This window comes from Erwinia sp. STN24, from assembly GCF_041320675.1.
In the GTDB taxonomy this organism is placed as follows: domain Bacteria; phylum Pseudomonadota; class Gammaproteobacteria; order Enterobacterales; family Enterobacteriaceae; genus Erwinia; species Erwinia aeris.
The window spans coordinates 60,086-85,912 of record NZ_JBGGPM010000005.1 but is presented as its reverse complement, the minus strand read 5'-3'; the positions used below and the strand labels follow the sequence as shown (position 1 = coordinate 85,912).

21 protein-coding genes are annotated in these 25,827 nt (G+C 56.7%); 12 read left to right on the top strand and 9 right to left on the bottom strand.

Going from position 1 to position 25,827, the window contains the following annotated elements:
• Window positions 1-134 precede the first annotated feature (134 nt).
• The 6 genes from ACA373_RS17005 (at window position 135) to ACA373_RS16980 (ending at window position 8,776) form a co-directional block, all read left to right on the top strand.
• Window positions 135-1,157 carry a LacI family DNA-binding transcriptional regulator gene (locus ACA373_RS17005; protein ID WP_370734854.1) on the top strand — a complete coding sequence of 341 codons (1,023 nt, stop codon included), beginning with the start codon at window positions 135-137 and terminating at the stop codon, window positions 1,155-1,157.
• Between the two features lie 189 nt (window positions 1,158-1,346).
• A complete protein-coding gene (locus ACA373_RS17000) occupies window positions 1,347-2,075 on the top strand; it encodes a sugar phosphate isomerase/epimerase (RefSeq protein ID WP_301251566.1) in 729 nt (242 codons plus the stop codon).
• Between the two features lie 3 nt (window positions 2,076-2,078).
• Complete coding sequence (locus tag ACA373_RS16995; RefSeq protein WP_301251568.1) at window positions 2,079-3,032, top strand: sugar kinase; 954 nt, start codon at window positions 2,079-2,081, stop codon at window positions 3,030-3,032.
• Window positions 3,033-3,135: 103 nt separating this feature from the next.
• Window positions 3,136-4,419: an MFS transporter gene (locus ACA373_RS16990; protein WP_301251569.1), complete on the top strand. Its 1,284-nt coding sequence runs from the start codon at window positions 3,136-3,138 to the stop codon at window positions 4,417-4,419.
• A 47-nt stretch (window positions 4,420-4,466) separates the two neighbouring features.
• Window positions 4,467-5,441, top strand: a complete 975-nt coding sequence (ghrB, locus tag ACA373_RS16985) for a glyoxylate/hydroxypyruvate reductase GhrB (RefSeq protein WP_301251571.1) — start codon at window positions 4,467-4,469, stop codon at window positions 5,439-5,441.
• Window positions 5,442-6,034: 593 nt separating this feature from the next.
• Entirely contained in the window at window positions 6,035-8,776 is a 2,742-nt protein-coding gene (locus tag ACA373_RS16980) for an inverse autotransporter beta domain-containing protein (protein WP_370734853.1), read from the top strand.
• 139 nt (window positions 8,777-8,915) lie between these two features.
• On the opposite strand, the gene kduD is transcribed toward ACA373_RS16980, so the two are convergent.
• Together kduD and ACA373_RS16970 are read right to left on the bottom strand one after the other, a co-directional pair.
• Complete coding sequence (gene kduD, locus ACA373_RS16975; RefSeq protein ID WP_370734852.1) at window positions 8,916-9,677, bottom strand: 2-dehydro-3-deoxy-D-gluconate 5-dehydrogenase KduD; 762 nt, start codon at window positions 9,675-9,677, stop codon at window positions 8,916-8,918.
• 227 nt (window positions 9,678-9,904) lie between these two features.
• On the bottom strand, window positions 9,905-11,110 hold the full coding sequence (locus ACA373_RS16970) for an aldose 1-epimerase family protein (RefSeq protein WP_253456766.1): 1,206 nt from the start codon (window positions 11,108-11,110) through the stop codon (window positions 9,905-9,907).
• Window positions 11,111-11,457: 347 nt separating this feature from the next.
• Here ACA373_RS16970 and ACA373_RS16965 point away from each other — a divergent pair, with 347 nt between their 5' ends.
• Window positions 11,458-12,726 (top strand): valine--pyruvate transaminase, encoded by a 1,269-nt coding sequence (locus ACA373_RS16965; protein ID WP_253456769.1) that lies wholly within the window; start codon window positions 11,458-11,460, stop codon window positions 12,724-12,726.
• Window positions 12,727-13,027: 301 nt separating this feature from the next.
• Here ACA373_RS16965 and ibpA read toward each other — a convergent pair whose 3' ends face one another.
• Window positions 13,028-13,444 carry a small heat shock chaperone IbpA gene (ibpA, locus tag ACA373_RS16960; RefSeq protein WP_125289205.1) on the bottom strand — a complete coding sequence of 139 codons (417 nt, stop codon included), beginning with the start codon at window positions 13,442-13,444 and terminating at the stop codon, window positions 13,028-13,030.
• Between the two features lie 277 nt (window positions 13,445-13,721).
• Here ibpA and ACA373_RS16955 point away from each other — a divergent pair, with 277 nt between their 5' ends.
• Complete coding sequence (locus tag ACA373_RS16955) at window positions 13,722-14,099, top strand: YceK/YidQ family lipoprotein (RefSeq protein ID WP_301251579.1); 378 nt, start codon at window positions 13,722-13,724, stop codon at window positions 14,097-14,099.
• Here ACA373_RS16955 and ACA373_RS16950 read toward each other — a convergent pair.
• The 6 genes from ACA373_RS16950 to dnaA form a co-directional block, all read right to left on the bottom strand.
• Window positions 14,071-15,345: a DUF3748 domain-containing protein gene (locus ACA373_RS16950; protein WP_370734921.1), complete on the bottom strand. Its 1,275-nt coding sequence runs from the start codon at window positions 15,343-15,345 to the stop codon at window positions 14,071-14,073. The genes ACA373_RS16955 and ACA373_RS16950 overlap by 29 nt on opposite strands.
• A 90-nt stretch (window positions 15,346-15,435) precedes the next feature.
• Window positions 15,436-16,245: a sugar-phosphatase gene (gene yidA, locus ACA373_RS16945; protein ID WP_253456775.1), complete on the bottom strand. Its 810-nt coding sequence runs from the start codon at window positions 16,243-16,245 to the stop codon at window positions 15,436-15,438.
• 355 nt (window positions 16,246-16,600) lie between these two features.
• Complete coding sequence (gene gyrB, locus ACA373_RS16940) at window positions 16,601-19,009, bottom strand: DNA topoisomerase (ATP-hydrolyzing) subunit B (RefSeq protein ID WP_370734851.1); 2,409 nt, start codon at window positions 19,007-19,009, stop codon at window positions 16,601-16,603.
• A 17-nt stretch (window positions 19,010-19,026) separates the two neighbouring features.
• Window positions 19,027-20,112, bottom strand: a complete 1,086-nt coding sequence (recF, locus tag ACA373_RS16935) for a DNA replication/repair protein RecF (RefSeq protein ID WP_370734850.1) — start codon at window positions 20,110-20,112, stop codon at window positions 19,027-19,029.
• Window positions 20,113-20,258: 146 nt separating this feature from the next.
• Window positions 20,259-21,359 carry a DNA polymerase III subunit beta gene (dnaN, locus tag ACA373_RS16930; RefSeq protein WP_253456783.1) on the bottom strand — a complete coding sequence of 367 codons (1,101 nt, stop codon included), beginning with the start codon at window positions 21,357-21,359 and terminating at the stop codon, window positions 20,259-20,261.
• A gap of 4 nt (window positions 21,360-21,363) precedes the next feature.
• Window positions 21,364-22,749 (bottom strand): chromosomal replication initiator protein DnaA, encoded by a 1,386-nt coding sequence (dnaA, locus tag ACA373_RS16925; RefSeq protein ID WP_253456786.1) that lies wholly within the window; start codon window positions 22,747-22,749, stop codon window positions 21,364-21,366.
• A 603-nt stretch (window positions 22,750-23,352) separates the two neighbouring features.
• Here dnaA and rpmH point away from each other — a divergent pair.
• The 4 genes from rpmH to yidC are packed head-to-tail and all read left to right on the top strand — an operon-like array spanning window position 23,353 to window position 25,737.
• A complete protein-coding gene (rpmH, locus tag ACA373_RS16920) occupies window positions 23,353-23,493 on the top strand; it encodes a 50S ribosomal protein L34 (RefSeq protein ID WP_003849659.1) in 141 nt (46 codons plus the stop codon).
• A 17-nt stretch (window positions 23,494-23,510) separates the two neighbouring features.
• A complete protein-coding gene (gene rnpA / locus ACA373_RS16915; protein WP_125289198.1) occupies window positions 23,511-23,870 on the top strand; it encodes a ribonuclease P protein component in 360 nt (119 codons plus the stop codon).
• Entirely contained in the window at window positions 23,834-24,082 is a 249-nt protein-coding gene (gene yidD / locus ACA373_RS16910) for a membrane protein insertion efficiency factor YidD (protein ID WP_125289197.1), read from the top strand. The genes rnpA and yidD overlap by 37 nt, the downstream gene beginning before the upstream one ends.
• Window positions 24,083-24,093: 11 nt before the next feature.
• Window positions 24,094-25,737, top strand: coding sequence for a membrane protein insertase YidC (gene yidC / locus ACA373_RS16905; protein WP_125289196.1), 1,644 nt, complete (start codon window positions 24,094-24,096; stop codon window positions 25,735-25,737).
• Window positions 25,738-25,827: the final 90 nt, after the last annotated feature.

Here is a 25,827-nt window from a genome sequence, read left to right as displayed (position 1 = left end):
TGCCCAACCGCCTGACTGTGGGCGAGACCGCCCTTATGCTTTATGATGGCCGGATCCGCTTTCCGCCATTACCCGCTATCTTAAGATTTAAGCCCGTGATGGCTGCTTTCATTTTTACTCGTTCAAGGATCGCTATGAACCGCAAGGCCGCACGCGCGACAATCAGCGACGTTGCCAGAAAAGCCCATACGGGCAAAACCAGCGTTTCTCGCTATCTCAACGGCGAGCAGCACCTTCTGTCCGCCGATTTAAAGCAGCGGATTGAAACCGCCATTGCCGAACTTAACTATCGACCCAGCCAGATGGCGCGTGGCCTGAAGCGCGGGCGCACCCGCTTAATCGGCCTGATTATCGCGGATATTACCAATCCTTACTCCGTTGATGTGATGTGCGGCATTGAGGCGGCCTGCCGCGCGCAGGGCTTTACGCTGCTGATGTGCAACACCAATAACGAGGTGGACCAGGAGCAGCACTATCTGAATCTGCTCAGCAGCTATCAGGTGGAAGGGATCGTGGTTAACGCCGTGGGGATGCGCGAGGAAGCGCTGAGCCATCTCCAGCAGTCGCTGCTGCCGATGGTGCTGATTGACCGTAAGATCCCTGATTTCGCCTGCGACGTGGTAGGGCTGAATAACCACGAGGCCGCCGCGCAGGTCACAACGCATCTGCTTGAAGAAGCCTTTGACGCCATTCTGTTTGTTACCGAGCCATTGGGCACCGTCAATACCCGCCACGAGCGCCTGAAAGCGTTCCGGGAAACAATGGCGCAGCATCCGCAGCGCGAGGCCGAACAGGCTGAGGTCGCCTTAAACGACAGCGCGCGGCTGGATAGCATCCTGCAAGATTTTTATCAGCGCCATCGCCACCAGCGCTGCGCCGTATTGGCCGTTAATGGCGCGCTGACGCTGCAAATCGCGCGCAGCTTCAAACGCCTGGATCTGCGCTGGGGCGAAGATTTAGGGCTGCTGGGCTTTGACGAGCTGGTCTGGTCGGAACTGGCGGGCGGCGGCATCACTACGCTGAAACAGCCTACTTGGCAGATTGGCTATGCGGCGCTGGAGCAGGTTATCCGCCGTATTGAAGGTGACGAAGCGCCGCCGTGCGAGCAGCTCTACTCCGGCGAGTTGATTATCCGCAGTTCCACGAAGTTCGCCTGATTTCCCTTCTTTTCACCGTATTAACGCAGCGGTCGGCCTGACCCGCTTCGTTCTGACGCTTTTCCAGTAAATTTCCAAATAATTGTCCACATCGTGAGCGCGATCATAAAACCGCGCTCCGCCCCTTTCGGTTGGAACCGGTTCCAGTTAACGTTTTTGTAACGTCAGGGCCACCGCCCGGAGGAAAAGATGAAACCTGAAATTATTGTAGTGACCGCCGCCTATGGCCGCGATCGGATCGGCGAACTCGGCGGTCAGCAGGCCGTGGTGCCGATTGTCGCCGCCGCCGGCGCAGACGGCATTGAGATCCGCCGCGAGCTGTGCAGCGAAGCGGAAATCCAGCAGCTGCCCGCGTTGGGCAAGGCAATCAGCGATGCCGGGCTGACGGCGTTCTACTCGGTCCCGGAAGCGCTTTATACTGAAGAGGGCGCGCTGAATCCTCGGCTGGCAAGCCACCTCAACGAGGCGCAGCAGTTAAACGCCCGCCTGATAAAATATTCATTAGGCCATTATCAGCCCGGTTCGGACGACTCGCCGCTGCGCGACGGGCTGCCGTTAACGCTGGTGGTGGAAAACGATCAGACCGACTGCGGCACGCTTGCCGCCCTCAACGGCTATTTTTCTGACAACGCGCCTGTTGGGATGACGTTTGATATGGGCAACTGGCTATGGGTGGGCGACGACCCCATCCGGGCAGCGGGAAAGCTGGCGTCTTTCGTCAGCTACGTGCACGTCAAAGCCGCTGCGCCGACCGCTGACGGCTGGCGCGCCATCGCGCTGGACGAGGCTGATAATCTGTGGCGGGAAACGCTGGCGCTGCTGCCCTCCGACGTGCCGCGCGGTATTGAGTTCCCGCTGGAAGGCGACGACCTGGTGGCCGTCACCCGTCACTATGTAGATTTGCTGCGAGAGGTATAAATCATGACCCTTCATGAAAACGGCACGCTGGATGCGGTGACCATCGGCGAAGCGATGGCGATGTTTATCGCCAGCGACACCGGCGATCTGGCGGCGGCGGAGCATTTTACCAAACGTATCGCCGGGGCCGAGCTGAACGTCGCTATCGGCCTGGCTCGCCTGGGCCTGAAGGTAGGCTGGGTCAGCCGCGTCGGCGATGATTCCTTTGGCCGCTTTACGCGCCAGCAGCTGGAAAAAGAGGGCGTCGACAGCCGTCAGGTGACCACCGATGCTCGCTATCCTACTGGTTTCCAGCTGAAATCCCGCGTGGAAGACGGCTCCGATCCGCTGGTGGAATATTTCCGTAAAGGCTCTGCGGCCAGCCATCTGTCGGTTGAGGATTTCAACCGCGACTATTTTGGCGCAGCGCGCCACCTGCATCTGAGCGGCGTGGCGGCGGCCATCTCCGACAGTTCGCTGGCGCTGTCAAAGCATGCGGCGCAGGAGATGAAGCGGATGGGCAAAACCATCTCCTTCGATCCGAACCTGCGTCCCGTGCTGTGGTCAAGCGAGCGCGAAATGGCTACCCAGCTCAACGCGCTGGCGGGCTTTGCCGACTGGGTTTTGCCAGGCATCAGCGAAGGCAAAATCCTGACCGGCTACGACCAGCCGGAAGCGATCGCCGATTTTTATCTGGCGATGGGCGTCAAAGCGGTCATCATTAAAACGGGCTGCGAAGGCGCCTGGTATAAAACCGCCGAGGGCGAAAAAGGCCAAGTCGACGCGATCAGAACCGCTAACGTGGTGGATACCGTTGGCGCGGGCGACGGCTTTGCCGTTGGCGTCATCAGCGCGCTGCTGGAAGGGAAAACCCTGCCGCAGGCGATTAAGCGCGGCAACCGCATCGGCTCGCTGGCTATCCAGGTCAGCGGCGACAGCGAAGGCTTGCCCACGCGCGAAACGCTCGGCGATTTTTAAACAGCGGGCGACACGAACCGGACCAGGCTTCTAACCGAACCATAATGAGCCGCACCCACCCTACAATGCAGAGTGCGGCCACCTCCAACAGAGGAAGCAGACGATGAATAAGCAGACAATCGCGCCTAAACGCTGGTGGTACATCATGCCCATCGTGTTTATCACCTACAGCCTGGCGTATCTCGACAGGGCCAATTTCAGCTTTGCCTCGGCCGCCGGCATCAATGAAGATCTGGGCATCACGCACGGCATGTCGTCGCTGCTGGGCGCCCTGTTCTTTCTTGGCTATTTCTTTTTCCAGATCCCCGGCGCGGTGTACGCCGAACGCCGCAGCGTAAAAAAACTGGTTTTCGTCTGCCTGGTGCTGTGGGGCATTTGCGCCTCGCTGACCGGCATGGTCAGTAATATCCCGATGCTGGCGGCTATCCGCTTTGTGCTGGGCGTGGTGGAAGCGGCCGTGATGCCGGCCATGCTGATCTATATCAGCAACTGGTTTACCAAATCGGAGCGCTCCCGCGCCAATACCTTCCTGATCCTGGGCAACCCGGTCACGGTGCTGTGGATGTCCGTGGTTTCCGGCTATCTGATCAATGCCTTCGGCTGGCGCGAAATGTTTATTTTTGAGGGCATTCCGGCGGTGATCTGGGCCGTGGCCTGGTGGTTTATGGTGCAGGATAAGCCCGCTCAGGCGAAATGGCTGAGCGAAGAGGAAAAAGCGGCGCTGGCGGCACAGCTGCAAAAAGAGCAGGAAAACATCAAGGCGGTGCGCAATTACAGCGAGGCGTTCCGCTCGCGCAATGTCATTATCCTTTGCATTCAGTATTTTACCTGGAGCATCGGCGTCTATGGCTTTGTGCTGTGGCTGCCTTCTATCCTGCGCAACGGGATGCAGATGGGCATGGTGGAAGCGGGCTGGCTCTCTGCGGTGCCTTACCTGGCCGCCACCGTGGCGATGATCCTGGCTTCCTGGGCTTCCGACAAGCTGCAAAACCGTAAACTCTTTGTCTGGCCGCTGCTGTTAATTGGCGCGCTGGCGTTTTTAGGTTCATATCTTGTAGGGGCGAATAATTTCTGGCTGTCGTTCAGCCTGCTGGTGGTGGCCGGTGCCGCGATGTACGCGCCTTATGGCCCGTTCTTCGCCATTATCCCGGAAATGCTGCCGCGTAACGTAGCGGGCGGCGCAATGGCGCTGATTAACGCGATGGGCGCGCTAGGCTCTTTCCTGGGCTCCTGGGTCGTGGGTTATTTGAACGGCGCGACGGGCAGCCCTTCCGCTTCGTATATCTTTATGGGGGTATCGCTGCTTATCTCGGTCTGGCTGACGCTGATCGTAAAGCCAGCAGCCAATAAGCAACCCCCGATGCCGCATGGCGCTAAACACGCTTAACGGTGCGGGCCGCCTGGCCCGTGCCTTAAAGAAACAGGGAGACAAGCATGAAACCATCCGTGGTGCTGTATAAGAAGCTGCCGCAGGATCTGCGTTCGCAGCTCGACGAGCATTTTAACGTTACCGAAATCAACGGCCTGACCCCGGAAACCCTTAGCCAACACGCGGAGGCCTTTCAGCAGGCCGAAGGTATTTTAGGCTCCGGCGGCAAAGTGGACGCTGAGTTCCTGAAAAAAGCGCCGAAGCTGCGCGTCGCCTCTTCCGTTTCCGTGGGCGTGGACAACTTTGATATTCCCGCGCTGAGCGAACGCGGCGTGCTGTTGATGCACACCCCGACCGTACTGACGGAAACCGTCGCCGATACCATGATGGCGCTGGTGCTGACCAGCGCGCGTCGCGTGGTGGAATCCGCCGAGCGCGTGAAAAAAGGTGAGTGGCAGGGCAGCATCGGCGCGGACTGGTTCGGCATTGACGTGCACCATAAAAAAATGGGCATCCTGGGCATGGGTCGTATCGGACTGGCGCTGGCGCAGCGCGCGCACCTGGGCTTCAGCATGCCGATCCTTTACAACGCTCGTAAGCACCACGAAGAGGCGGAGCAGCGTTTCGACGCGCAATACTGCGATCTGGATACGCTGCTGAAAGAGTCCGATTTCCTGTGCATCAGCCTGCCGCTGACTGAACAAACGCATCACCTGATCGGCCGCGAGGAGCTGGCGAAAATGAAGCCTTCCGCCGTGCTGATCAATGCCGGACGCGGCCCGGTTATCGATGAAGAAGCGCTGATCGCCGCGCTGCAAGAGGGCACTATCCACGCCGCCGGTCTGGACGTGTTTGAGAAAGAGCCGCTGCCAAAGGATTCGCCTTTGCTGACGCTGCCTAACGTGGTGGCGCTGCCGCATATTGGCTCTGCGACGCATGAAACCCGTTACGGCATGGCAAAAGACGCGGTGGAAAATCTGATTGCCGCCCTGAACGGTAAAGTGGACAAGAACTGCGTTAATCCTGAAGTAGCAAAATAATTTTCTGTGCCGATGCGCTTTGCGTGTCGGCACGTTTTTCAGCGCCCTGCCGACCTCTTTATCCCGCAAAAATTCCCTTCTTAGCCTAAACAGGCGCTAAACAAATAGCCTGTTCGTTCCTGAACGCCTCAGTGCCCTGTTGTTATTTAGTTGATCCACTCAGGTAACCATAAGCTAAATCATTATTTAATTAAGATGATATAAAATGAGATCCTGCGGCTTTTTAATTAAAAAAAAGCGGTCATATTGTTAATTAAATGCTCAACATAAAGAAAGCAATAGAAATGTAAAGATCCCTTTTTGTTACCTGGCCTTTCTTCCCCCTTAGGGGCGGGCATTGTGCCAACTTAATATTGTGATATAACTACGCTCATTCGGAAACTCGCTTATCGGCATAAATTATGCCGAGGGTATTATTTTGCCCGTAATAAGCACCACATTAATAAGGGGAGAATCTTCAACGACTTAAAGATGTTTAATTATCCGTAGCGCCAGCAATCACGAGTGACAGGTTTATTATTCATGGGCTCCCCTGAATTAATACAGCACGCTCACGCTGGCTGAAATTCTCTTTTATTTAATATAAAGAAACCATGAAAAATAAACCTGACCTTAATAAAGAAAATAAGTCGCCGTGGCGGCACCGTTTAACCTGGCTGACCGTAGCGATTCAGGGCGCTTTCCCGATTGCCTGTGCGTTTACGCCCGCGCTGGCCGTTGCCCGCCAGCATTTTTTGACGCAGTCGGCGGATGCCGTCGCTATCCGAACGCAGGTTTATACCCTGGGCCAGGCGGAAACGGCAGCGGGCGTGGCGCAAAAATACAATATGAGCGTGGAAGCGCTGCGCAAGCTGAACCAGCTGCGCACTTTCGCTCACGGCTTTGATCGGCTACAGCCGGGCGACGAGCTGGACGTGCCGCTTTCTCCTTTGCCAAAAGTGCACTGGCACAACGCCGACAACGGCCTGGAGATGAAAGCCGCCGGTCTTGCTACGCAGGCGGGTTCCTCGCTCGACAGCCGCAACGGCAACGGCGCCGCCTCTGCCGCCGCCAGCATGGCCGCAGGCGAAGCGGGCGCGCAGGCGCAGCAGTGGCTGGGCCGTTTCGGTACCGCGCGCGTGCAGCTGGACGCGGATAAAAACTTCTCGCTGAAAAACTCGCAGTTCGACCTGCTGCTGCCTTTAAGCGATCGTAGCGACCGCCTGATCTTCACTCAGGGAAACTTCCACCGCACCGACGATCGCAACCAGGCGAATCTTGGTCTCGGGATGCGTCATTTCGGCCATGACTTTATGACCGGCGCTAATGCCTTCTTTGATTACGATCTTTCCCGTCAACATGCCCGTTCCGGCATGGGCGTCGAGTACTGGCGCAACTTTATCAAAGTGGCGGCAAACGGCTATGTGCGGCTCACCAGCTGGAAAGACTCTAAAGATTTTTCCGGCTACGAAGAGCGTCCGGCCAACGGCTGGGATATCCGTACGGAAGCCTTCCTGCCTGCCCTGCCTCAGCTGGGCGCGAAGTTTAACTACGAACAATATTACGGTAACGACGTGGCGCTGTTTGATAAGGATAACCGCCAGAAAAATCCGCACGCCATTACCGCAGGCGTCACCTTTACGCCCTTCCCGCTGCTGTCGCTGGAAGCGGAACAGCGCCAGGGCAAAGCCGGAGAACACGATACGCGGCTGGGCCTGACGCTCAATTATCAGCTCGGGATGCCGTGGCGCAAACAGCTGGACAGCGATGCGGTAGCGGCGATGCGTAGCCTGGCCGGCAACCGCTACGATCTGGTGAACCGTAATAACAACATTGTGCTTGAGTACCGCAAACAAGAGACGATCAGGCTGAGCACCGCGAAGCTCATCAGCGGCACGGCCGGCGAGCAAAAAACGCTGAACGTTTCGGTCAACAGCAAATACGGCCTGGATCGCATCAACTGGTCCGCGTCGTCGCTGCTGGCTAACGGCGGGAAAATTATCGCTAACGGCCCTACCGATTTCAGCGTGGTGCTGCCGGCCTATCATGCTGACGCCACCGGTACCAACAGCTACACCCTCAGCGGCGTGGCGATCGATAAAAAAGGTAACGCCTCAAAGCGTACGGAAACGCAAATTACCGTCACCGAAGCCGCTATTAACGTTAACAGCAGTTCACTGCTGCCGGTCAGCAGCACGCTGGTATCAGACGGCCACGCTCAGCAGACGCTGACCCTGACGGTAAAAGACAGCCTGGGCAATCCGGTTGATATCAATGAAAAAGAGATTAGCGTGACCAAAAGCGCGCAGGCCGCCGACGATACCAAAGTGTCTGCCTTTACTCGCCAGAGCGCAGGCCGTTATACCGCCGTGGTGACGGCGGGCACGCATCCGGAAACGCTGACCATTACGCCTGTTGCCCGCAATATGACTTTTCCTGGTGCAACGGTAACTATCGCGGCGGATAACGCAAGCGCACGGCTGGCAAGCCTGACCGTGGTCAGCAACGATGCGGTAGCCGACGGTAAAGCAGCCGATCGGGTTACAGCGCTGGTAACGGATGCGCAGGGCAATCCGCTGGCCGGACAAACCGTAACCTTCAGCGCCGACAATAGCGCCGTCATCCCGCAAAGCGCGGTAACTGACGACCGGGGCGAAGCGTCCGTTCCCGTTAGCGATACCAAAACCGGCCAGAGTAAGGTTGTGGCGCAAATGGGCTCCGCCCGTAAAGAAGCCGAAGTGAATTTTGTGGCAGGCAAGGCGGCATCGGTTTACATGCATCGGGTCACGGGCCGCGCCGTTGCGGATGGTACAGATACCAGCGTGGTTGAGATCTTTGTAAAAGATAGCAACGGCAATCCCGTCACCAACAGAAAAGTCGCCATTACGGCCACTGACGACCGCGTCAACATTCCTTCTGAAGTTACTTTAGATAAATATGGCGCGGCGCGTTTCCCGACCTCCAGCAATCACGATGGCGGCTGGAAAGTAGAAGGAACTATTGATGGCCTCAAAGGCTCGGTGATTGTCTATTTTTACGCGGGCTATCCAACCGTCAATAACTCTTCTTTCACCGTAAGCGCCACGAGCGTGCCGGCTGACGGCGTCAGCGCCATCACGCTTACCCTCGTCGCCCGGGATATGCGCAATAACGCGGTGAAAACGCTGCCGAACTTAATTAACTTTGATACCAGCGGCCTGCCTGGCTGCCATATCAGCGCGGTTAAGGTCAGTGGTAACGTCTATACCGCTCAGCTGACCTCAACTAAAGCGATGAGCGGAAAGATTGCGGTTAATTTGATGCTTCGCCGTGGCGTGATGCCGATTAACGTAACTTTTACGCCTCCGGCCCGGTAATGTTGCCAGGGTAAGATCGGAAAGGCCCCATTTTGAGCGCGTACGCCAAAAACGGGGCCTTTCAACTGACCGGCTGGCGCGGGTAGCGCCGCAGACCAATAAAACCGTCCCTGACAGCTATCCGGGGCGGTTTTTACTTTTAACGAGCCAGCCAGCCGCCGTCTACGGCAATGGTGTAGCCGTTAATATAGTCGGCAGCCGGAGAGGCCAGGAATACCGCAGGCCCCATCAGATCGGCCGGCAGTCCCCAACGGCCTGCCGGGATACGCTCCAGAATATCGGCGTTGCGCTTTTCATCGGCACGCAGCTGTGCGGTATTGTTGGTCGCCATATAGCCCGGCGCGATGGCATTAACGTTAATACCGTGCTTCGCCCATTCATTGGCCAGCAGACGCGTCACGCCCATCACGGCGCTTTTTGATGCCGTATAAGAAGGCACGCGAATGCCGCCCTGGAAAGAGAGCATGGAGGCAATATTGATGATTTTCCCGCCCTTGCCCTGTTTGATAAACTGACGCGCTACCGCCTGCGACATAAAGAACACGGATTTAATATTCAGGTTCATCACGTCGTCCCAGTCTTTTTCTGAGAAGTCGATCGCATCTTCACGACGAATGATACCGGCGTTGTTGACCAGGATATCGATTCTGCCGTATTCCGCCACGGCTTTTGCCACAACGCCTTCAATACATTCGGTTTTGCCCAGATCGGCGGTCAGGCTGAAAAAACGGCGGCCCAGCGCGGTGACGCGCTCAATGGTTTCTTTCGGCTCGACAATATTCACGCCAACGATATCGCATCCCGCTTCCGCCAGCCCCAGCGCCATACCCTGACCCAGTCCCGTATCGCATCCCGTGACCATCGCCACGCGGCCTTTTAAATCAAATGCATTCAAAATCATAACTGCTCCTGTAAGCCAGAGGGCGGACTGCGTGTCAGAAGCCGGGAAAGTGGCCTGTTATCCGAGACAGGGCAGCCCTGCCCGGTTTTCGAGCGCACACTATAGCGGAGGGAAAAGCACGCACGCCGTGATCGAAATCAGGAAAAGGGGGATAATGAAATCGCTATTTATAAAAAATAAAACAATGTTTCATTTTAAAGGGCGAAACGGCGTCCGCCCTGGCTGGCTTATTCTACGGCTATCGGCGTTTGCTCCACGTTGATTTTGGTCTCGCCCTGAAGCGTTTTGATACGCTCTTCGACTTTTTGTACCGCGCTGGCATCCTTCAGCAGCGAATAGGTCAGCGTAAACTCCGCGCTCTGGCCCGGCTGCAGCTGTTTAACCCTGCCCTGCTCTTTTTCAATCGTTACCGGATAGGCATAGTTGGTGCCGGGCTCGATCCCCGTCACGTAGCCCTGCTTCAGCGTATCGGTGTTTTTCCACATCGTCAGCACCGGCAGCTGCCGCGTATCGAATTCGATAGCCGCGCCCTTGTCGCCTTTGCTGTTAACCACGGCCGCCACGGTTTTGCCATTGCTGTCGGCAATGGGCTGCAGGTTAAACACCATTTCATCGAAATCTTTGGTTGGGGCGCCATAGGTCTGCCAGTTTTCCAGCCCTTTTTTCGCATAGTCGTTAAACGGCGAAACGGATTTTACCGGCGCCAGGAAACGGGCGTTTTCTTCCAGGATCGGCGTGCTGAAGTTGCTGTGATAGATAATTTCATAGTCGTGCGGGTAGTCAGCCTGGTTGGTCAGCACGTCGTGGATGGTAAAGGAGTCCGCGCCCGGCACGTAGCGCAGCTCGGTCCAGGTTTCCAGACGCGCTTTTTTAAAGGTGTTTTCTTTCAGCAGGCCGCGAATACGGATTTCATGCGGCGCCTGGTCATCCACGATCACTTCCACTTTCGACGCTGGTGTATTGCCCGCTTTACCGTGCAGCGTGTAAATACGCCCGTCTTTGGTGACCGGATGGCCGGTCCACTCAAAGCCGCAGCGCACCATCATCTCGTTAAATCCTTCCAGCCAGCCCAGGCCGTTACGGCTTTCCAGATTGATATAGGCCGGGTTCACCACCTCATCAACCGGCGAATCCCAGCCCAGCCGCACGCCGTGACCGTTAACGTGCAGCAGATCCATACCGCGCGTCGGGCTGAGCGCGATAGTCAGGCCGTTTTTGCTGGTCAACGTCAGCACCTTCGAGCCTTCCTGCTTGCCGCCGTGCAGCACCTGCTGTTCCAGCGTAAAGGGTTCGCCGCTCAGCTTGAGCTGCCTGCTGTCGATCCGCCAGTCGCCTTTTTCCGTGCCCTGCGTATCGGTTAACACCCAGCTTTGCGCCGCCGCCTGCCCGCTGAACATTGCTATCACCGCGCCCGCCAGAAGAGTCTTATGCATTTTGTTGTCCTTGCTGAAATGATTAAGCTGAAGAGCAGCCAGCCTACAAAGCATGCGGTATCAGGACTGTGACTGGCGTCACCGCACGGATTTTTAAGAAATTTTTATCAATAAGTCGTGCAGTTCATCACAAATTATTAACTGAAATAGCCGGTTGAAGGAAAAAAGCGGCAGGGCTAACGGCGAAAAAAAGCTAATCAGTTGAAACGATTCACCTTTAGCCTTCGCTGCCTGCCTGACCACCGCCTGCTGTTGCTGGCCGACACGGCTGCCCGCTGACGTTGCATCACGCCTGGCGTGGCGTTAAGGTTAGCTTTCACTTGCCTACGATAAGCAGTTAATACGTTATGAGCTTTTCCGCTTTCGGTAACAAATTCACACGCGCCTCAGGGATCACCCGCCTGATGGAAGATATGGGCGAAGGGCTGCGCACGCCCGGTTCGGTGATGCTGGGCGGCGGTAATCCGGCCCAGATCCCGGCGATGAACGACTATTTTCAGCAGCTGCTGCAGCAGATGCATGACGAGGGCAAGCTGGCCGATGCGCTTTGCAACTACGACGGCCCAAGAGGAAAAAGCACGCTGCTGGAATCGCTTTCCACGCTGCTGCGCGACGAGCTGGGCTGGCAGGTAGGGCCGCAGAATATCGCCCTGACCAACGGCAGCCAGAGCGCCTTTTTCTATTTGTTTAATCTTTACGCGGGCCGCCGCGCAGACGGGCGCAAAAAGCGCGTATTGTTTCCACTGGCTCCCGAATATCTGGGTTACGCTGACGCCGGGCTGGACGAAGAGCTGTTTGTTTCCGCCCGTCCCGATATCGAAATGCTGCCTGAAGGCCAGTTCAAATATCACGTTAATTTTGAGCAGCTGCATATTACCGAAGATACCGGGCTGATTTGCGTTTCCCGGCCGACCAATCCAACCGGCAACGTGATTACCGACGAAGAGCTGATGAAGCTGGATGCGCTGGCGCAGCAGCATGAGGTACCGCTGCTGATTGATAACGCCTACGGCGTGCCTTTTCCCGGCATCATCTTTAGCGACGTTCGCCCGCTGTGGAACCCAAATATTATTCTGTGCATGAGCCTTTCCAAGCTGGGCCTGCCCGGCTCACGCTGCGGCATCATTGTTGCTGATGAAAAAGTGATTACCGCCATCGGCAATATGAACGGCATTATCAGTCTGGCGCCGGGCAGCATCGGCCCGGCCATCGCGCATGAGATGATCCAGCGTGGTGATTTGCTGCGCCTGTCGGAAGAGGTGATCAGGCCGTTTTATCAGGAAAGGGTTAAGCAGACTATCGCCGTTATCCGGCGCTATTTACCCGAAGAACGCTGCCTTATCCACAAGCCGGAGGGTGCTATTTTCCTCTGGCTCTGGTTTAAAGATCTGCCCATTTCGACGGAGATCCTTTATCAGCGTTTAAAAGCGCGCGGCGTATTGATGGTGCCGGGCCACTTTTTCTTTCCGGGACTGGAGCACGAATGGCCGCACACGCACCAGTGCATGCGCATGAACTATGTGCCGGACAGCGACAAAATTGAGAAAGGGATCGCCATTCTGGCGGAAGAGATTGAGCGGGCGCACAGCGAATCGGGCGGCAGAGCCCTCTGCTGATGCAAACGAAAAAGGCCGCACAAAGTGCGGCCTTAGGCTGCTGACAAACTCATCCTCTGTCATCAAGGCGCGTTCGGGCCGGTGAAAAGCAGCAGAGGCAGATCGGAACACGGACACGCCGTAGATACGTCCCTGTAGGCTCGTTTCGCGCGTCCATGCGCGAAAACGGTCCGCTTATCCGCTCAGCCTCTGCTGCTGCGAAGCTACCATTTCGCTGTAAAAAATCCAGCCCGCACAACCCTTCTGTCTTTGTCAGCAGTATGTGGCCGCACAAAGTGCGGCCTTAATTTTACGCGCGGTCTTATTTCAGAATTTCAATGCGGCGCGGTTTGTTGGCTTCCGGCACGATGCGCTCCAGATCGATGTAGAGCAGGCCGTTTTCCAGGCGTGCATCACGCACGTTGACGTGCTCGGCCAGCTGGAATTTACGCTCGAAGTTGCGTTCCGCAATACCCTGATAGAGATAGGTTTTTTCCTGCTGCTCTTCAGGATGGGCGCCGCGCACGGTCAGCATATTGTCGTGAGAGGTGATCTCCAGTTCGCTCTGCGCGAACCCTGCCACGGCAATGGTGATTCGGTACTGGTTTTCCGCCACCAGCTCCACGTTATAAGGAGGGTAGCCGCCGTTGCTCTGACCCTGGTTGGATTCCAGCAGGTTGATCAGACGGTCGAAACCAATAGAAGAACGGTACAGCGGGGCGAGATCGAAATTACGCATGGTATAGCTCCTGATTATCAGCGAGGGTGTAATGCGACCTTCCACTATGGACAGATCGTCGGGCTACAAGCGGTATCCTGTCGGCATACGTTTTGTGACCCTGAACATAAAATGGTGACATTAAGATCGCTTTCAAGGGCCCGTTCAGGAAATTTTTCGGCCAATCCGGTGCGAATGTCATACACTCAGAAAGAGATTAATCGGAGCGTTAAAGCAGCGGGCACATGCTGATCATGATAAGCAGAGCGGTTTTGCCGCTGCTGAAGGGATAAAGAATATGATGGTACTAAAAAAAAGTCGTTTCGCTGGCCTGCTGGCCTGTCTGTCACTGGCCGGCACGGGTGGCTGCTCCAGCTTTATGTCCCATTCCGGCCCCGATCAGGGCTATTATCCCGGTACGCGCGCCAGCGCAAAAATTGTTAGCGACAGCGACAGCGGCTGGGTCATGCGCCCGCTGGCGGCTATTGACCTGCCTTTCTCCGCCGTGCTGGATACGCTGCTGCTGCCGTTTGACTACTACCGCTCAGGCCGCGATAAAACCGGCGATTCACCGCGTGAACGCGTGTTGCGCAGCGAGCAGCAGAACCATACCAGCGACAGCCTTTCGCAGGCCGCGCCGCTGGTGATCAATACGTCGCCTCGACATCAGCAATAAAAATCTGCTGAAAGCCTGCCACGTTACGCAAATAGGCTACATAAAGCCCGTCCGGCGAGCAGACGACCGCTTCCGGCAAAGGCGCTTCGGCGGTGCGGGCCGTCAGCCTCCGCATTTTACCGCTGCCCGTATCGCATAACACCACGCTGTTATCGTTAATAAAAGCCACCGACTTGCCGTCGGGATGCCAGCTGAAGGCGGACTGAATATCGCTGGCGGCGTGGGTGATCTGACGAGGCTTGCCGCCGCCGGGCGCGATGGTCCACAGCTGCACCACGCCTTCGTCGTCCTTCATTAAAAAGGCGATGGCGCGACCGTCGGGTGAGCTACGCAGCCAGTGGCGTGGCGAGGTCGCCAGGCCCGGAAAGGGGCGATCGTGCGTAAAAGTCAGCCGACGCTGCCTGACGCCCAGCGGCGGAGCGGGCAGCGTGGCGGCGGTGCCAGCCAGCGGAGCGTCGCCTTCCAGCGCATAGTCGGCCATCTTTTCCGGCAGATCGACAATAAACACTTCCGGCACCTTCTCGCCTTTTTCGCTGAGCGTATCGCCGATAAACGCCAGCGCCCAACGCTGCCGGTGGCCGTCGCTTTTCAGGTAGCCCTCTTCGCCGATCCAACCCTCTTCATAGGCTCGATTGATCTCATCGCTGCCGGGCGTCGGCGTGGCGGTGGTGGCGCTGACCAGCACGCAGAAATGGCTGCCTGCATACTCTCGGGGATGCTGCAACGGCGGACAAACGGCATGTAGCGGCACGGCCACGCCGACGTTGCGCAAATCTTGTTTCACGTCCAGCTCGTGCATCACATGATCGTTATAGGTAAAACTCAGCCTGGTGCCGTCGGGGCTGAACACGTGCACGTGCGAGCCGCCGCGCAGCGCGCCGGGCGTAAAGGGCGGCGTAATATCGCAGGCGTCCATATTTTCCACCAGGCCGTTCTGAATAATAACGCCACGACGATGATGAAAGTCGTAGCGCCACTGGCTGTCAGGATGTTCCGGGCCGTGAATGCAAACGTAGCGCGGCGGCAAATCCGGGCTGACGGTGATCACGCCAACGTGCGCGCCCGCCTGCGCCTGGTAAAGGATTTCCGTCTGGCCGCTGAGATTAACGCGCTCGACGGTTAAGCTGTTGAAGGTGGAGGCATTGCTGCGAACGTCGTAGACCAGCCAGTGGCTGTCGGCCGTCCAGACGTTGATATTGGTGAGCTGGTGATTGCGCTGAGCAAAAGTGAGCTGTTTTTCCGTCATCATGCTTACCCTTAGCGAGGTTTGCTGCTAAGGGTAATGCATTACGCGCTTTTGCGGTACTGGCGCTTAAAGCGTGATACCGCCGCCCTGTCAGAGCGCGAATTTTTCGATAGCGTGCGCCACGCCGTCTTCCATATTGGTTTTGGTAACGAACTGCGCAATGTTTTTTACCTTGTCGATACCGTTGCCCATCGCCACGCCCGTGCCGGCGAAGGTCAGCATCGCCAGATCGTTTTCCTGATCGCCGATGGCCATCACTTCATCGCGGGAAAGCCCTAAACGCTCGGCCAGCGCTTTGACGCCCGCGCCCTTATCGACTTTCTTATTAAGGATTTCCAGGAAATAAGGCGAGCTTTTCATAATGGTATAGCGATCGTAAGCTTCCTGCGGAATGCGGGTAATGGCCTCATCCAGCGTTTCTGGCGTATCAATCATCATGACTTTAGGGAAAGTGGCGGTTTTATCCATCTCTTCCACCGCGCGGTAACGCAGCGGCATCCCGGTCAGCGAAGCTTCGTGGACGGTGTATTCGCTGATGTCCTTGTTGGGCGTAAACAGCAGCGATTTCGTCAGCGCCTGAAAATGTACGCCCAGCTCGCGCGCCAGCTTTTCCACATAGAGGTAGTCGTCAAAGTTCAGCGTGACTTCCGCCACGCACTCGCCCGATTCCGCTTTCTGCACCAGCGCGCCGTTATTGGTAATGCAATACTGCCCTTCCCGTTGTAAATCCAGCTCCATCAGATAACGCTCCACGCCGATAAACGGCCGGCCGCTCGCCAGTACAATCGCTATTCCTTTATCACGGGCTGCCTGAATAGCCCGCTTAACGCCAGGCGTCACCTCATGCTGAGGATTAAGCAGCGTGCCGTCTATATCAATCGCAATCAGTTTTATCGCCATAACTTCCTCTTGAGCTTCACGGTTTCTTTCATGCTAACGCGATTCAGCCAGCCATGACCAGACGAATCATGCCCGGTAATTTTAAGTTCGATTTGGTAAATCTTCCGGTAAATGTGCTCGCGCTTACGGCCTTTGGGCGAAAAAAGCGGGAAACGGGCCTGTCAGCTAAGCCCTGAAAAGTAGCAGTAAAACCCTCACTGCCCATAAGCGCGCAGGCCGGAAATGAAAATAATGGTCAGTTTTATCAGCGCGCGTTTGGCGATCCGGCACAGCAGAAAAGCTGAAAAAAAAGGCAGATCGAACGATCTGCCTTTCAAACGCTGTTGCATGGCCGGAGGGCCTGCGTCCTGCTTTATCAGATATCGATATTGGCGGCTTTCAGCGCGTTCTCTTCGATAAAGGCGCGGCGCGGCTCCACCGCATCGCCCATCAGCGTGGTGAACAGCTGGTCAGCGGCAATCGCATCCTTCACCGTAACGCGCAGCATACGGCGGCTGTCCGGATCCATCGTGGTTTCCCACAGCTGCTCCGGGTTCATCTCGCCCAGTCCTTTATAACGCTGTACCGACAGGCCGCGACGCGACTCTTTCACCAGCCAGTCCATCGCCTGCTCGAAGTTAGCGATCGGCTGACGACGCTCGCCGCGTTCGATAAAGGCATCTTCCTCAATCAGGCCACGCAGCTTCTCGCCCAGCGTACAGATCTTGCGGTATTCGCCGCCCGAGATAAATTCGCTGTCCAGCGGATAATCGGTATCAACGCCGTGCGTACGGATACGCACTACCGGTTCAAAGATATGCTGCTCGCGGTTCTGGCGCACATGGCTGGCATAGGTGCTGCCGTGCTGCTCGTTCTCGTTCAGACGCGCCACCAGCTCGTCGATCCACTGCTGAACCGGCGCCTCTGCGGAGATATCGCTCAGCGTCGGGTGATAGATCAGCGCGTTCAGCAACGCCAGCGGATAGCGGCGCTCCATACGCTTGATCATCTTGCGGGTGCTGTTGAACTCGGCTACCAGGTTTTCCAGCGGCTCGCCGCCCAGCGCAGGCGCATCGGCGTTGGTGTGCAGCGTTGCGCCGTCCAGCGCGATGGCGATCTGATACTGATCCATCGCCTCGTCATCCTTGATGTACTGCTCCTGCTTGCCTTTCTTCACCTTGTACAGCGGCGGCTGCGCAATATACACGTGGCCGCGCTCGATGATTTCCGGCATCTGACGATAGAAGAAGGTCAGCAGCAGCGTACGGATGTGCGAGCCATCCACGTCCGCATCGGTCATGATGATGATGCTGTGGTAGCGCAGCTTGTCCGGGTTATATTCGTCACGGCCAATGCCGCAGCCCAGCGCGGTGATCAGCGTCGCCACTTCCTGCGAAGCGAGCATCTTATCGAAGCGCGCTTTTTCCACGTTCAGGATTTTTCCCTTCAGCGGCAGGATAGCCTGGTTTTTACGGTTACGGCCCTGCTTGGCGGAGCCGCCCGCAGAGTCCCCTTCCACCAGATAGATTTCCGACAGCGCCGGATCGCGCTCCTGGCAGTCCGCCAGCTTGCCCGGCAGGCCGGCCAGATCCAGCGCGCCTTTACGACGGGTCATTTCGCGAGCGCGACGCGCTGCTTCACGCGCGCGGGCTGCATCGATGATTTTACCCACGACGATTTTGGCATCGCCCGGATTTTCCAGCAGGTACTCTGCCAGCAGCTCGTTCATCTGCTGCTCAACGGCTGATTTCACCTCGGAAGAGACCAGCTTGTCCTTGGTCTGCGAAGAGAACTTCGGATCCGGTACCTTAACGGAAACCACGGCAATCAGGCCTTCGCGCGCGTCGTCGCCGGTGGCGCTGACCTTGGCTTTTTTGCTGTAGCCTTCTTTATCCATGTAGGCGTTCAGGGTACGCGTCATCGCCGCGCGGAAGCCGGCCAGGTGTGTGCCGCCGTCGCGCTGTGGGATGTTGTTGGTAAAGCAGTAGATGTTTTCCTGGAAACCGTCGTTCCACTGCAGCGCCACTTCCACGCCGATGCCGTCTTTCTCGGTAGAGAAATAGAACGCGTTAGGGTGGATAGGCGTTTTGTTGCGGTTCAGGTACTCCACAAACGCCTTGATGCCGCCTTCATAGTGGTAGTGATCGTTCTTGCCGTCGCGCTTGTCTTCCAGCTTGATGGAGACGCCGGAGTTAAGGAACGACAGCTCGCGCAGACGCTTCGCCAGGATTTCGTACTCGAAATCGGTAACGTTGGTAAAGGTTTCGTGGCTTGGCCAGAAACGCACGCGCGTCCCGGTCAGGTCGGTTTCGCCGGTTACCTGCAGCGGGGCCTGAGGCACGCCGTGAACGTAGATCTGCTGGTGAACTTTGCCTTCGCGACGGATGGTCAGCTCCAGCTTTTCAGACAGGGCGTTAACCACCGACACGCCTACGCCATGCAGGCCGCCGGACACTTTATAGGAGTTATCATCAAATTTACCGCCTGCGTGCAGCACGGTCATGATCACTTCCGCAGCGGAAACGCCTTCTTCTTCGTGAATGCCGGTTGGAATACCACGACCGTCATCCTGCACGGAAACGGAGTTATCGGCATGGATGGTGACCAGAATGTCTTTACAGTGACCTGCGAGGGCTTCGTCGATGGCGTTGTCCACAACCTCGAATACCATATGGTGCAGACCGGTGCCGTCATCCGTATCGCCGATATACATACCCGGGCGCTTGCGTACCGCATCCAGCCCTTTCAGAACTTTGATACTTGAGGAGTCATAAGAATTCGACATCAACGTTTCTCGCTCGTTTAATCTTCAGGTTGAACCGCTATTTTACCCTGTTCCACGTGGAACATCTTGCCCTTTTCGTCAGCCATATCGAACACATGATCGGCACTAATAGCGCTGACAAAAACCTGGGCCCGAGTGGCCTTTAAGCGCGATGCCAACAGGTGGCGCCGCATCTCATCCAGCTCGGAGGCAAAATCATCTATCAGATACAGGCAGCGTCGCCCGTTCTGTCGGGTGAGAAACTCACCCTGCGCCAGCCTCAGGGCGCACATCAACAGCTTTAACTGGCCGCGCGACAGCAGATCCTCCACCGGCGTGCCGTCGGCGCGAATGCGGAAGTCCGCTTTGTGCGGGCCGCTGGCCGTGTAGGTTAAGGCGCGATCGCGCTCAAACTGACGCTCCAGCAGATCGCGATAGTCCGTTTCTTTATCCCAGCCACGCTGGAAAGAGAAATTCAGCGCAAACTCAGGCAGAAACTGCGCGCAGGTGGCGGTGATATCCTCAGCAATGGCTTCGCTGTAGGCGGCGCGCCACTGGCTTATCTGCTCCGCCAGCGGCGCCAGCTCCTGATCCCAGGCGCGGATCTGCTGGTAGCGCGTGACCTGGCGCAGCGCCGCGTTGCGCTGCTTCAGCAGCCGCCGCAGGTTGCTCCAGGCGGTGAAAAAGCCCGGTTCGTTATGAAAACAACCCCAGTCGATATAGGCGCGCCGGTACTTCGGGCCGCCGTTAAGCAGCGTAAAGCCTTCCGGCGTAATCAGCTGCATCGGCAGCATCTGCGCCAGCTCGGCCACTTTATGACCATCGGTGCCGTCAACCCGCACCTTGCTGTCGCCCGCACGATTTTTGGTCAGGCCGACGGTGGTTTCACGCTCGGCCCCTTCAATGCGGCCGTGCAGAATAAAAGCGTCCTGCTCGTGGCGGATCACTCTGCCTGCCTGCAAACTGCGGAAAGCGCGGCCGTGGCCCAGCGTATAGATCGCTTCCAGCACGCTGGTTTTGCCGCTGCCGTTAGCGCCGACCAGAAAGTTGAAGCCGGGCGCCAGCGCCAGATCGGCATTTTCAATGTTGCGAAAATCTTTGATAAGCAGGCGGGTTAAAGCCATAAGTGGAGTCATTCCGCGGGCAGTAGATCGGATAAAACGGCACGTGCTGTTATACAAGGCCAGAGCGTTACGGTGCGGGCGAGCCGCCGCCGCGTGAAAGCACGCGAGGGCGGCGGGCGCCGGACCAAGTCAGCCCGATAATTTTACTACAAACGCATTGGCATGACGACATAGGCCGCCGACTGGCTGGCCGCGTCTTCAATCTGCACGCTGGAAACGGAGTCGGTCAGCAGCAGACGTACGTTTTCGCACTTCAGCGCGTTAAGCACGTCCAGCACGTAGCTGACGTTAAAGCCGATTTCGAGATCGGTGCCGCCATAAGTGACGTCCAGGATCTCTTCCGCTTCTTCCTGTTCCGGGTTGTTGGCGGTGATTTTCAGCTGGTTTTCGCTGATATACAGGCGAACGCCACGGAACTTCTCGTTAGAGAGGATTGCCGCGCGCGAAAAAGCCTGCTTCAGCAGATCGCAGCCGGCATCCAGCGTTTTGTCCGGGTTTTTCGGCAGCACGCGACGATAGTCCGGGAAGCGGCCATCCACCAGCTTGGAGGTGAAGATAAAGTCGCCGACGTGCGCGCGAATATTGTTGCTGCCGATCTGCACCTGTAACGGCGTCTCGCCGCCGTCCAGCAGGCGCACCAGCTCAATCACGCCCTTACGCGGCACGATCACCGAATGATTGGGCAGCGACTGGCCTACCGGCATCGAGCAAACCGCCAGACGGTGGCCGTCGGTGGCGACGGTGCGCAGCTCTTCGCCTTCCGTTTCAAACAGCATCCCGTTCAGGTAGTAGCGTACGTCCTGATGGGCCATAGAAAACTGGGTGGCTTCGATCAGGCGCTTCATCGTGGCCTGCGGCAGCGTGAATTCCACCTCGCTTTGCCAGTCGTCCAGGTTCGGGAAGTCGCTGGCCGGCAGCGTGGAAAGCGAGAAGCGGCTGCGGCCGGAGCGCACCAGCATTCTTTCGCCATCCAGGATCACCGTGATCTCTGCGCCTTCAGGCAGCCCGCGGCAGATATCGAAAAATTTACGCGCGGGCACGGTGGTCGCGCCCGGCTCGTGATCCTGCGTCAACGCGACGCGGGCCACCATTTCCATCTCTAAGTCCGTTCCCGTCAGCAGCAGGCTGCCGTCGTTAACCTGTAAAAGCAGGTTGCCGAGGATCGGCAGCGTCGGCCGTCCGCCCAGCGGGCTGCTGACCTGCTGTAAAGGTTTAAGTAACTGCTCACGTTCAACAATAAATTTCATAGCGTCAGGAAGATAATGTTCTGATTAGATTTGAGAAATCTTCTTTAATATCGTGACTCTCTTCACGCAGCTGCTCGATCTTGCGACAGGCGTGCAGCACCGTAGTATGGTCACGACCCCCGAAAGCGTCGCCGATTTCCGGCAAGCTGTGGTTGGTCAGCTCTTTCGCCATCGCCATCGCCATCTGGCGAGGACGCGCGACGGAGCGCGAACGCCGCTTGGAAAGCAGGTCGGCTACCTTAATCTTGTAATATTCCGCCACCGTCTTCTGGATATTATCGATGGTGACCAGCTTTTCCTGCAGCGCCAGCAGATCGCGCAGCGCTTCACGCACAAAGTCGATGGTGATGGCGCGGCCGGTAAAGTTGGCGTTGGCGATCACGCGGTTCAGCGCGCCTTCCAGCTCACGCACGTTGGACCGCAGGCGCTTGGCAATAAAGAAGGCGACCTCGCCCGGCAGGCGAATATCGTTTTCATCCGCCTTTTTCATCAGGATAGCCACGCGGGTTTCCAGCTCTGGCGGCTCGATCGCCACCGTCAGGCCCCAGCCAAAGCGGGATTTCAGACGATCTTCGACGCCGTTGATCTCTTTAGGATAGCGATCCGACGTCAGGATGATCTGCTGATTGCCTTCCAGCAGCGCGTTGAAGGTGTGGAAAAACTCCTCCTGCGAGCGCTCCTTGTTGGCGAAAAACTGAATATCATCGATCAGCAGCGCGTCTACCGAACGGTAGTAGCGCTTAAATTCTTCAATGGCGTTGTTTTGCAGCGCCTTCACCATGTCCTGCACAAAACGTTCCGAGTGCATATAGACCACTTTGGCGTTGGGCTTGCGCGCCATAATGCCGTTACCCACAGCATGCAGCAGGTGAGTTTTCCCCAGGCCAGTGCCGCCATAGAGGAACAGAGGGTTATAGGCGCCGCCGGGGTTGTCGGCGACCTGACGAGCGGCCGCACGCGCCAGCTGGTTCGATTTACCTTCAACGAAGTTATCGAAGTTATGCTTGGTGTTCACGTTTGAACGATACGACAGTTCCGCAGGCGCAGGCATGCTGTCCCAGCTTGGACGTACCGGTGCCGGTCGGTTCATCGGCGGCGGCGCGCTGGCGCTGCTCATCACCGGCTGGCTGACCGGACGCGTTACCGGCTTGCTGCCGACTTCAAAGCGCAGCAGCGGCACATCGGCGCCGCAAAAATCATTAAGCAGCGCATTGATATTGTTAAGGTATTTGTCACGAACCCAGTCGAGCACAAAGCGGTTTGGTGCATACAGGGCCAGGGTGTTGTCGTTCAATTCAGCCTGGAGCGGACGTATCCACATGCTGAATTCGGTGGCAGGTAGTTCATCCTGCAAACGGGCAAGACACTGTTGCCAAAGCGTAAGTGACACGGCGGACTCCACTCGAAAATATTCGATAAGAAAAAAGGCGCTGAAGCGATAAATTCATCATTGTTGACGCATGCAGATGACGCACATACGAACCGCTGTCCGCGGTTTCTCCGCCGCTGACTGACCCGAAGGATCGCTAACGGAAGGGCGGATCATAGCGCAAAGCGCAGCAGAGATCTTCACTTTCTACACAGTTTTGTTCCAATTTATCCACAGGGCAAAGCGCGCAGGGACAAGTTTACTCGTTCGCGCTCAAAAGACATTCAGGATCCTGCGCATAAGATGAAAATTTAAGGCGCCGTCACGTTATTTACGCAACGCGCTTGCAATAAGATCGGCGGAAGATCCTGAACGATCCTTGCGCTTTACGACAGAGGCCGTATAATTCGTGCCCCGGCGTGTTGCGCTCTGGCCCGTACCGGCTGGTTTTGCGGTCGAACGGGATATCCAGACGCGCCTTTAAAAGCGAAGTAAATTGACTCCGGACTGTACAATTATTACAATCCCGCCTCTTTATTAAAGATACACTGAGGCGTCGGTTGGTTTTCGGACCTTTCAAGCGCGTCACTAAGTGAAATTTTCCAAGTTTAGGTAGAAATCGCCATGAAACGCACTTTTCAACCGTCCGTACTGAAGCGCAACCGTTCACATGGTTTCCGTGCTCGTATGGCAACAAAAAATGGTCGTCAGGTTCTGGCACGTCGTCGTGCTAAAGGCCGTTCACGTCTGACCGTTTCTAAGTAATAAAAGCTAACCGCTGAGTGGTTAAGCTCGCATTTCCCAGGGAGTTACGTTTGTTAACTCCCACTCATTTCACTTTCGTCTTCCAGCAGCCACAAAGAGCCGGTACGCCGCAAATCACCATCCTCGGCCGCCTTAACTCGCTGGGGCATCCCCGCATCGGTCTTACCGTCGCCAAAAAACATGTTAAGCGCGCGCATGAACGCAACCGGATCAAGCGATTGACCCGCGAAAGCTTTCGTCTGCGTCAGCACGACCTGCCCGCTATGGATTTTGTAGTGGTGGCGAAAAAAGGCGTGGCCGATCTGGATAACCGTGCGCTGATGGAAGCGTTGGAGAAGATGTGGCGTCGTCACTGTCGCCTGGCTCGCGGCTCCTGATTGCGCTGATCCGCGTTTATCAACGCGCGATCAGCCCGCTTTTAGGACCCCACTGTCGTTTCCACCCAACCTGTTCGCAATACGGTATTGAGGCATTGCGCAGGTTTGGTGTGGTAAAAGGCAGTTGGTTGACGATGAAACGCGTATTAAAATGCCACCCTTTGAACCCGGGTGGTGACGATCCGGTGCCGCCAAAAACCGACGATAACTGAGAACATTAACGATGGATTCGCAACGCAATCTTTTTCTCATCGCTTTTCTGTTCGTGTCTTTTATGATCTGGCAGACCTGGCAGACGGACCATGCTCCGCAGCCGCAGCAAACCCAGACCACGCAAAACACGACAGCAGCCGGTGATGCCGCAAACCAGGGTGTACCCGCCAGCGGCCAGGGCAAAACGATCACCGTTAAGACTGACGTCCTGTCTTTACAGATCAATACTCGCGGTGGCGATATTGAGCAGGCGCAGCTGCTGACTTACCCGGACAAACTGGGTTCTTCACAGCCTTTCCAGCTGCTGGAAACCTCGCCAGGCTTTCTCTATCAGGCACAAAGCGGCCTGACCGGACGCAACGGCCCGGATAACCCGGCCAACGGCGCCCGCCCGCTTTACACCACGACCCAGGACAGCTTTGAGCTGGCTGACGGCGCGAGCGAGCTGCGTATTCCAATGACCTTTACGGCGGAAAACGGCGCGACCTATACCAAAACCTTCGTGCTGAAGCGCGGCGAGTTTGCCATCGACGTCGATTACCAGATCAACAACACTACCCAGCAGCCGCTGGAAGTGGCGATGTTCGGCCAGCTGAAGCAGACTATCGATCTGCCTAAGCATCGCGATACCGGCAGCAATAACTTTGCATTGCACACCTTCCGTGGCGCGGCTTACTCCAGCAGTGAGACCAACTACGAGAAGTACAAGTTCGATAAAATCAGCGATAACGAAAACCTGAGCGTCAATACCAACAACGGTTGGGTGGCGATGCTGCAGCAGTACTTCGCTACCGCCTGGGTGCCGCGCACCAACGGCGCCAACACGCTGTACACCAGCAATCTGGGTAACGGCATCGCTGCGGTAGGCTACAAGTCTACGCCGGTTTCCGTTGCGGCAGGCGCGCAGCAGAACCTCAACGCCACGCTGTGGGTTGGCCCGGAAATTCAGGATAAAATGGCGGCTATCGCCCCACACCTGGATCTGACCGTGGACTACGGCTGGCTGTGGTTTATCTCTCAGCCGCTGTTTAAGCTGCTGAAGTTCCTGCACAGCTTTATCGGTAACTGGGGCTTCTCCATTATCGTCATCACCTTTATCGTGCGCGGCATCATGTACCCGCTGACCAAAGCGCAGTACACCTCGATGGCTAAGATGCGTATGCTGCAGCCGAAGATTCAGGCGATGCGCGAGCGCTTAGGCGACGACAAGCAGCGCATGAGCCAGGAAATGATGGCGCTGTATAAAGCAGAGAAGGTGAATCCGCTGGGCGGCTGTCTGCCGCTGGTTATCCAGATGCCGATCTTCCTTGCGCTGTACTACATGCTGATGGGCTCTATCGAGCTGCGTCATGCGCCGTTCGCGCTGTGGATCCATGACCTTTCTGCTCAGGACCCGTACTACATCCTGCCGATCCTGATGGGCGTAACGATGTTCTTCATTCAGAAGATGTCGCCGACCACCGTGACCGATCCGATGCAGCAGAAGATCATGACCTTTATGCCGGTTATCTTCACCGTGTTCTTCCTGTGGTTCCCGTCTGGTCTGGTGCTGTACTACATCGTCAGCAACCTGGTGACCATTCTGCAGCAGCAGCTGATCTACCGCGGGCTGGAAAAACGCGGTCTGCACAGCCGCGACAAGAAAAAAGCTTAACCGACGTCCCGTCGCCAACGGCGCGGACAAGGGTTATCATAAGGCGGTCAACTGACCGCCTTATTTTTTTGCCTTAAAAAGAGAGTCGAA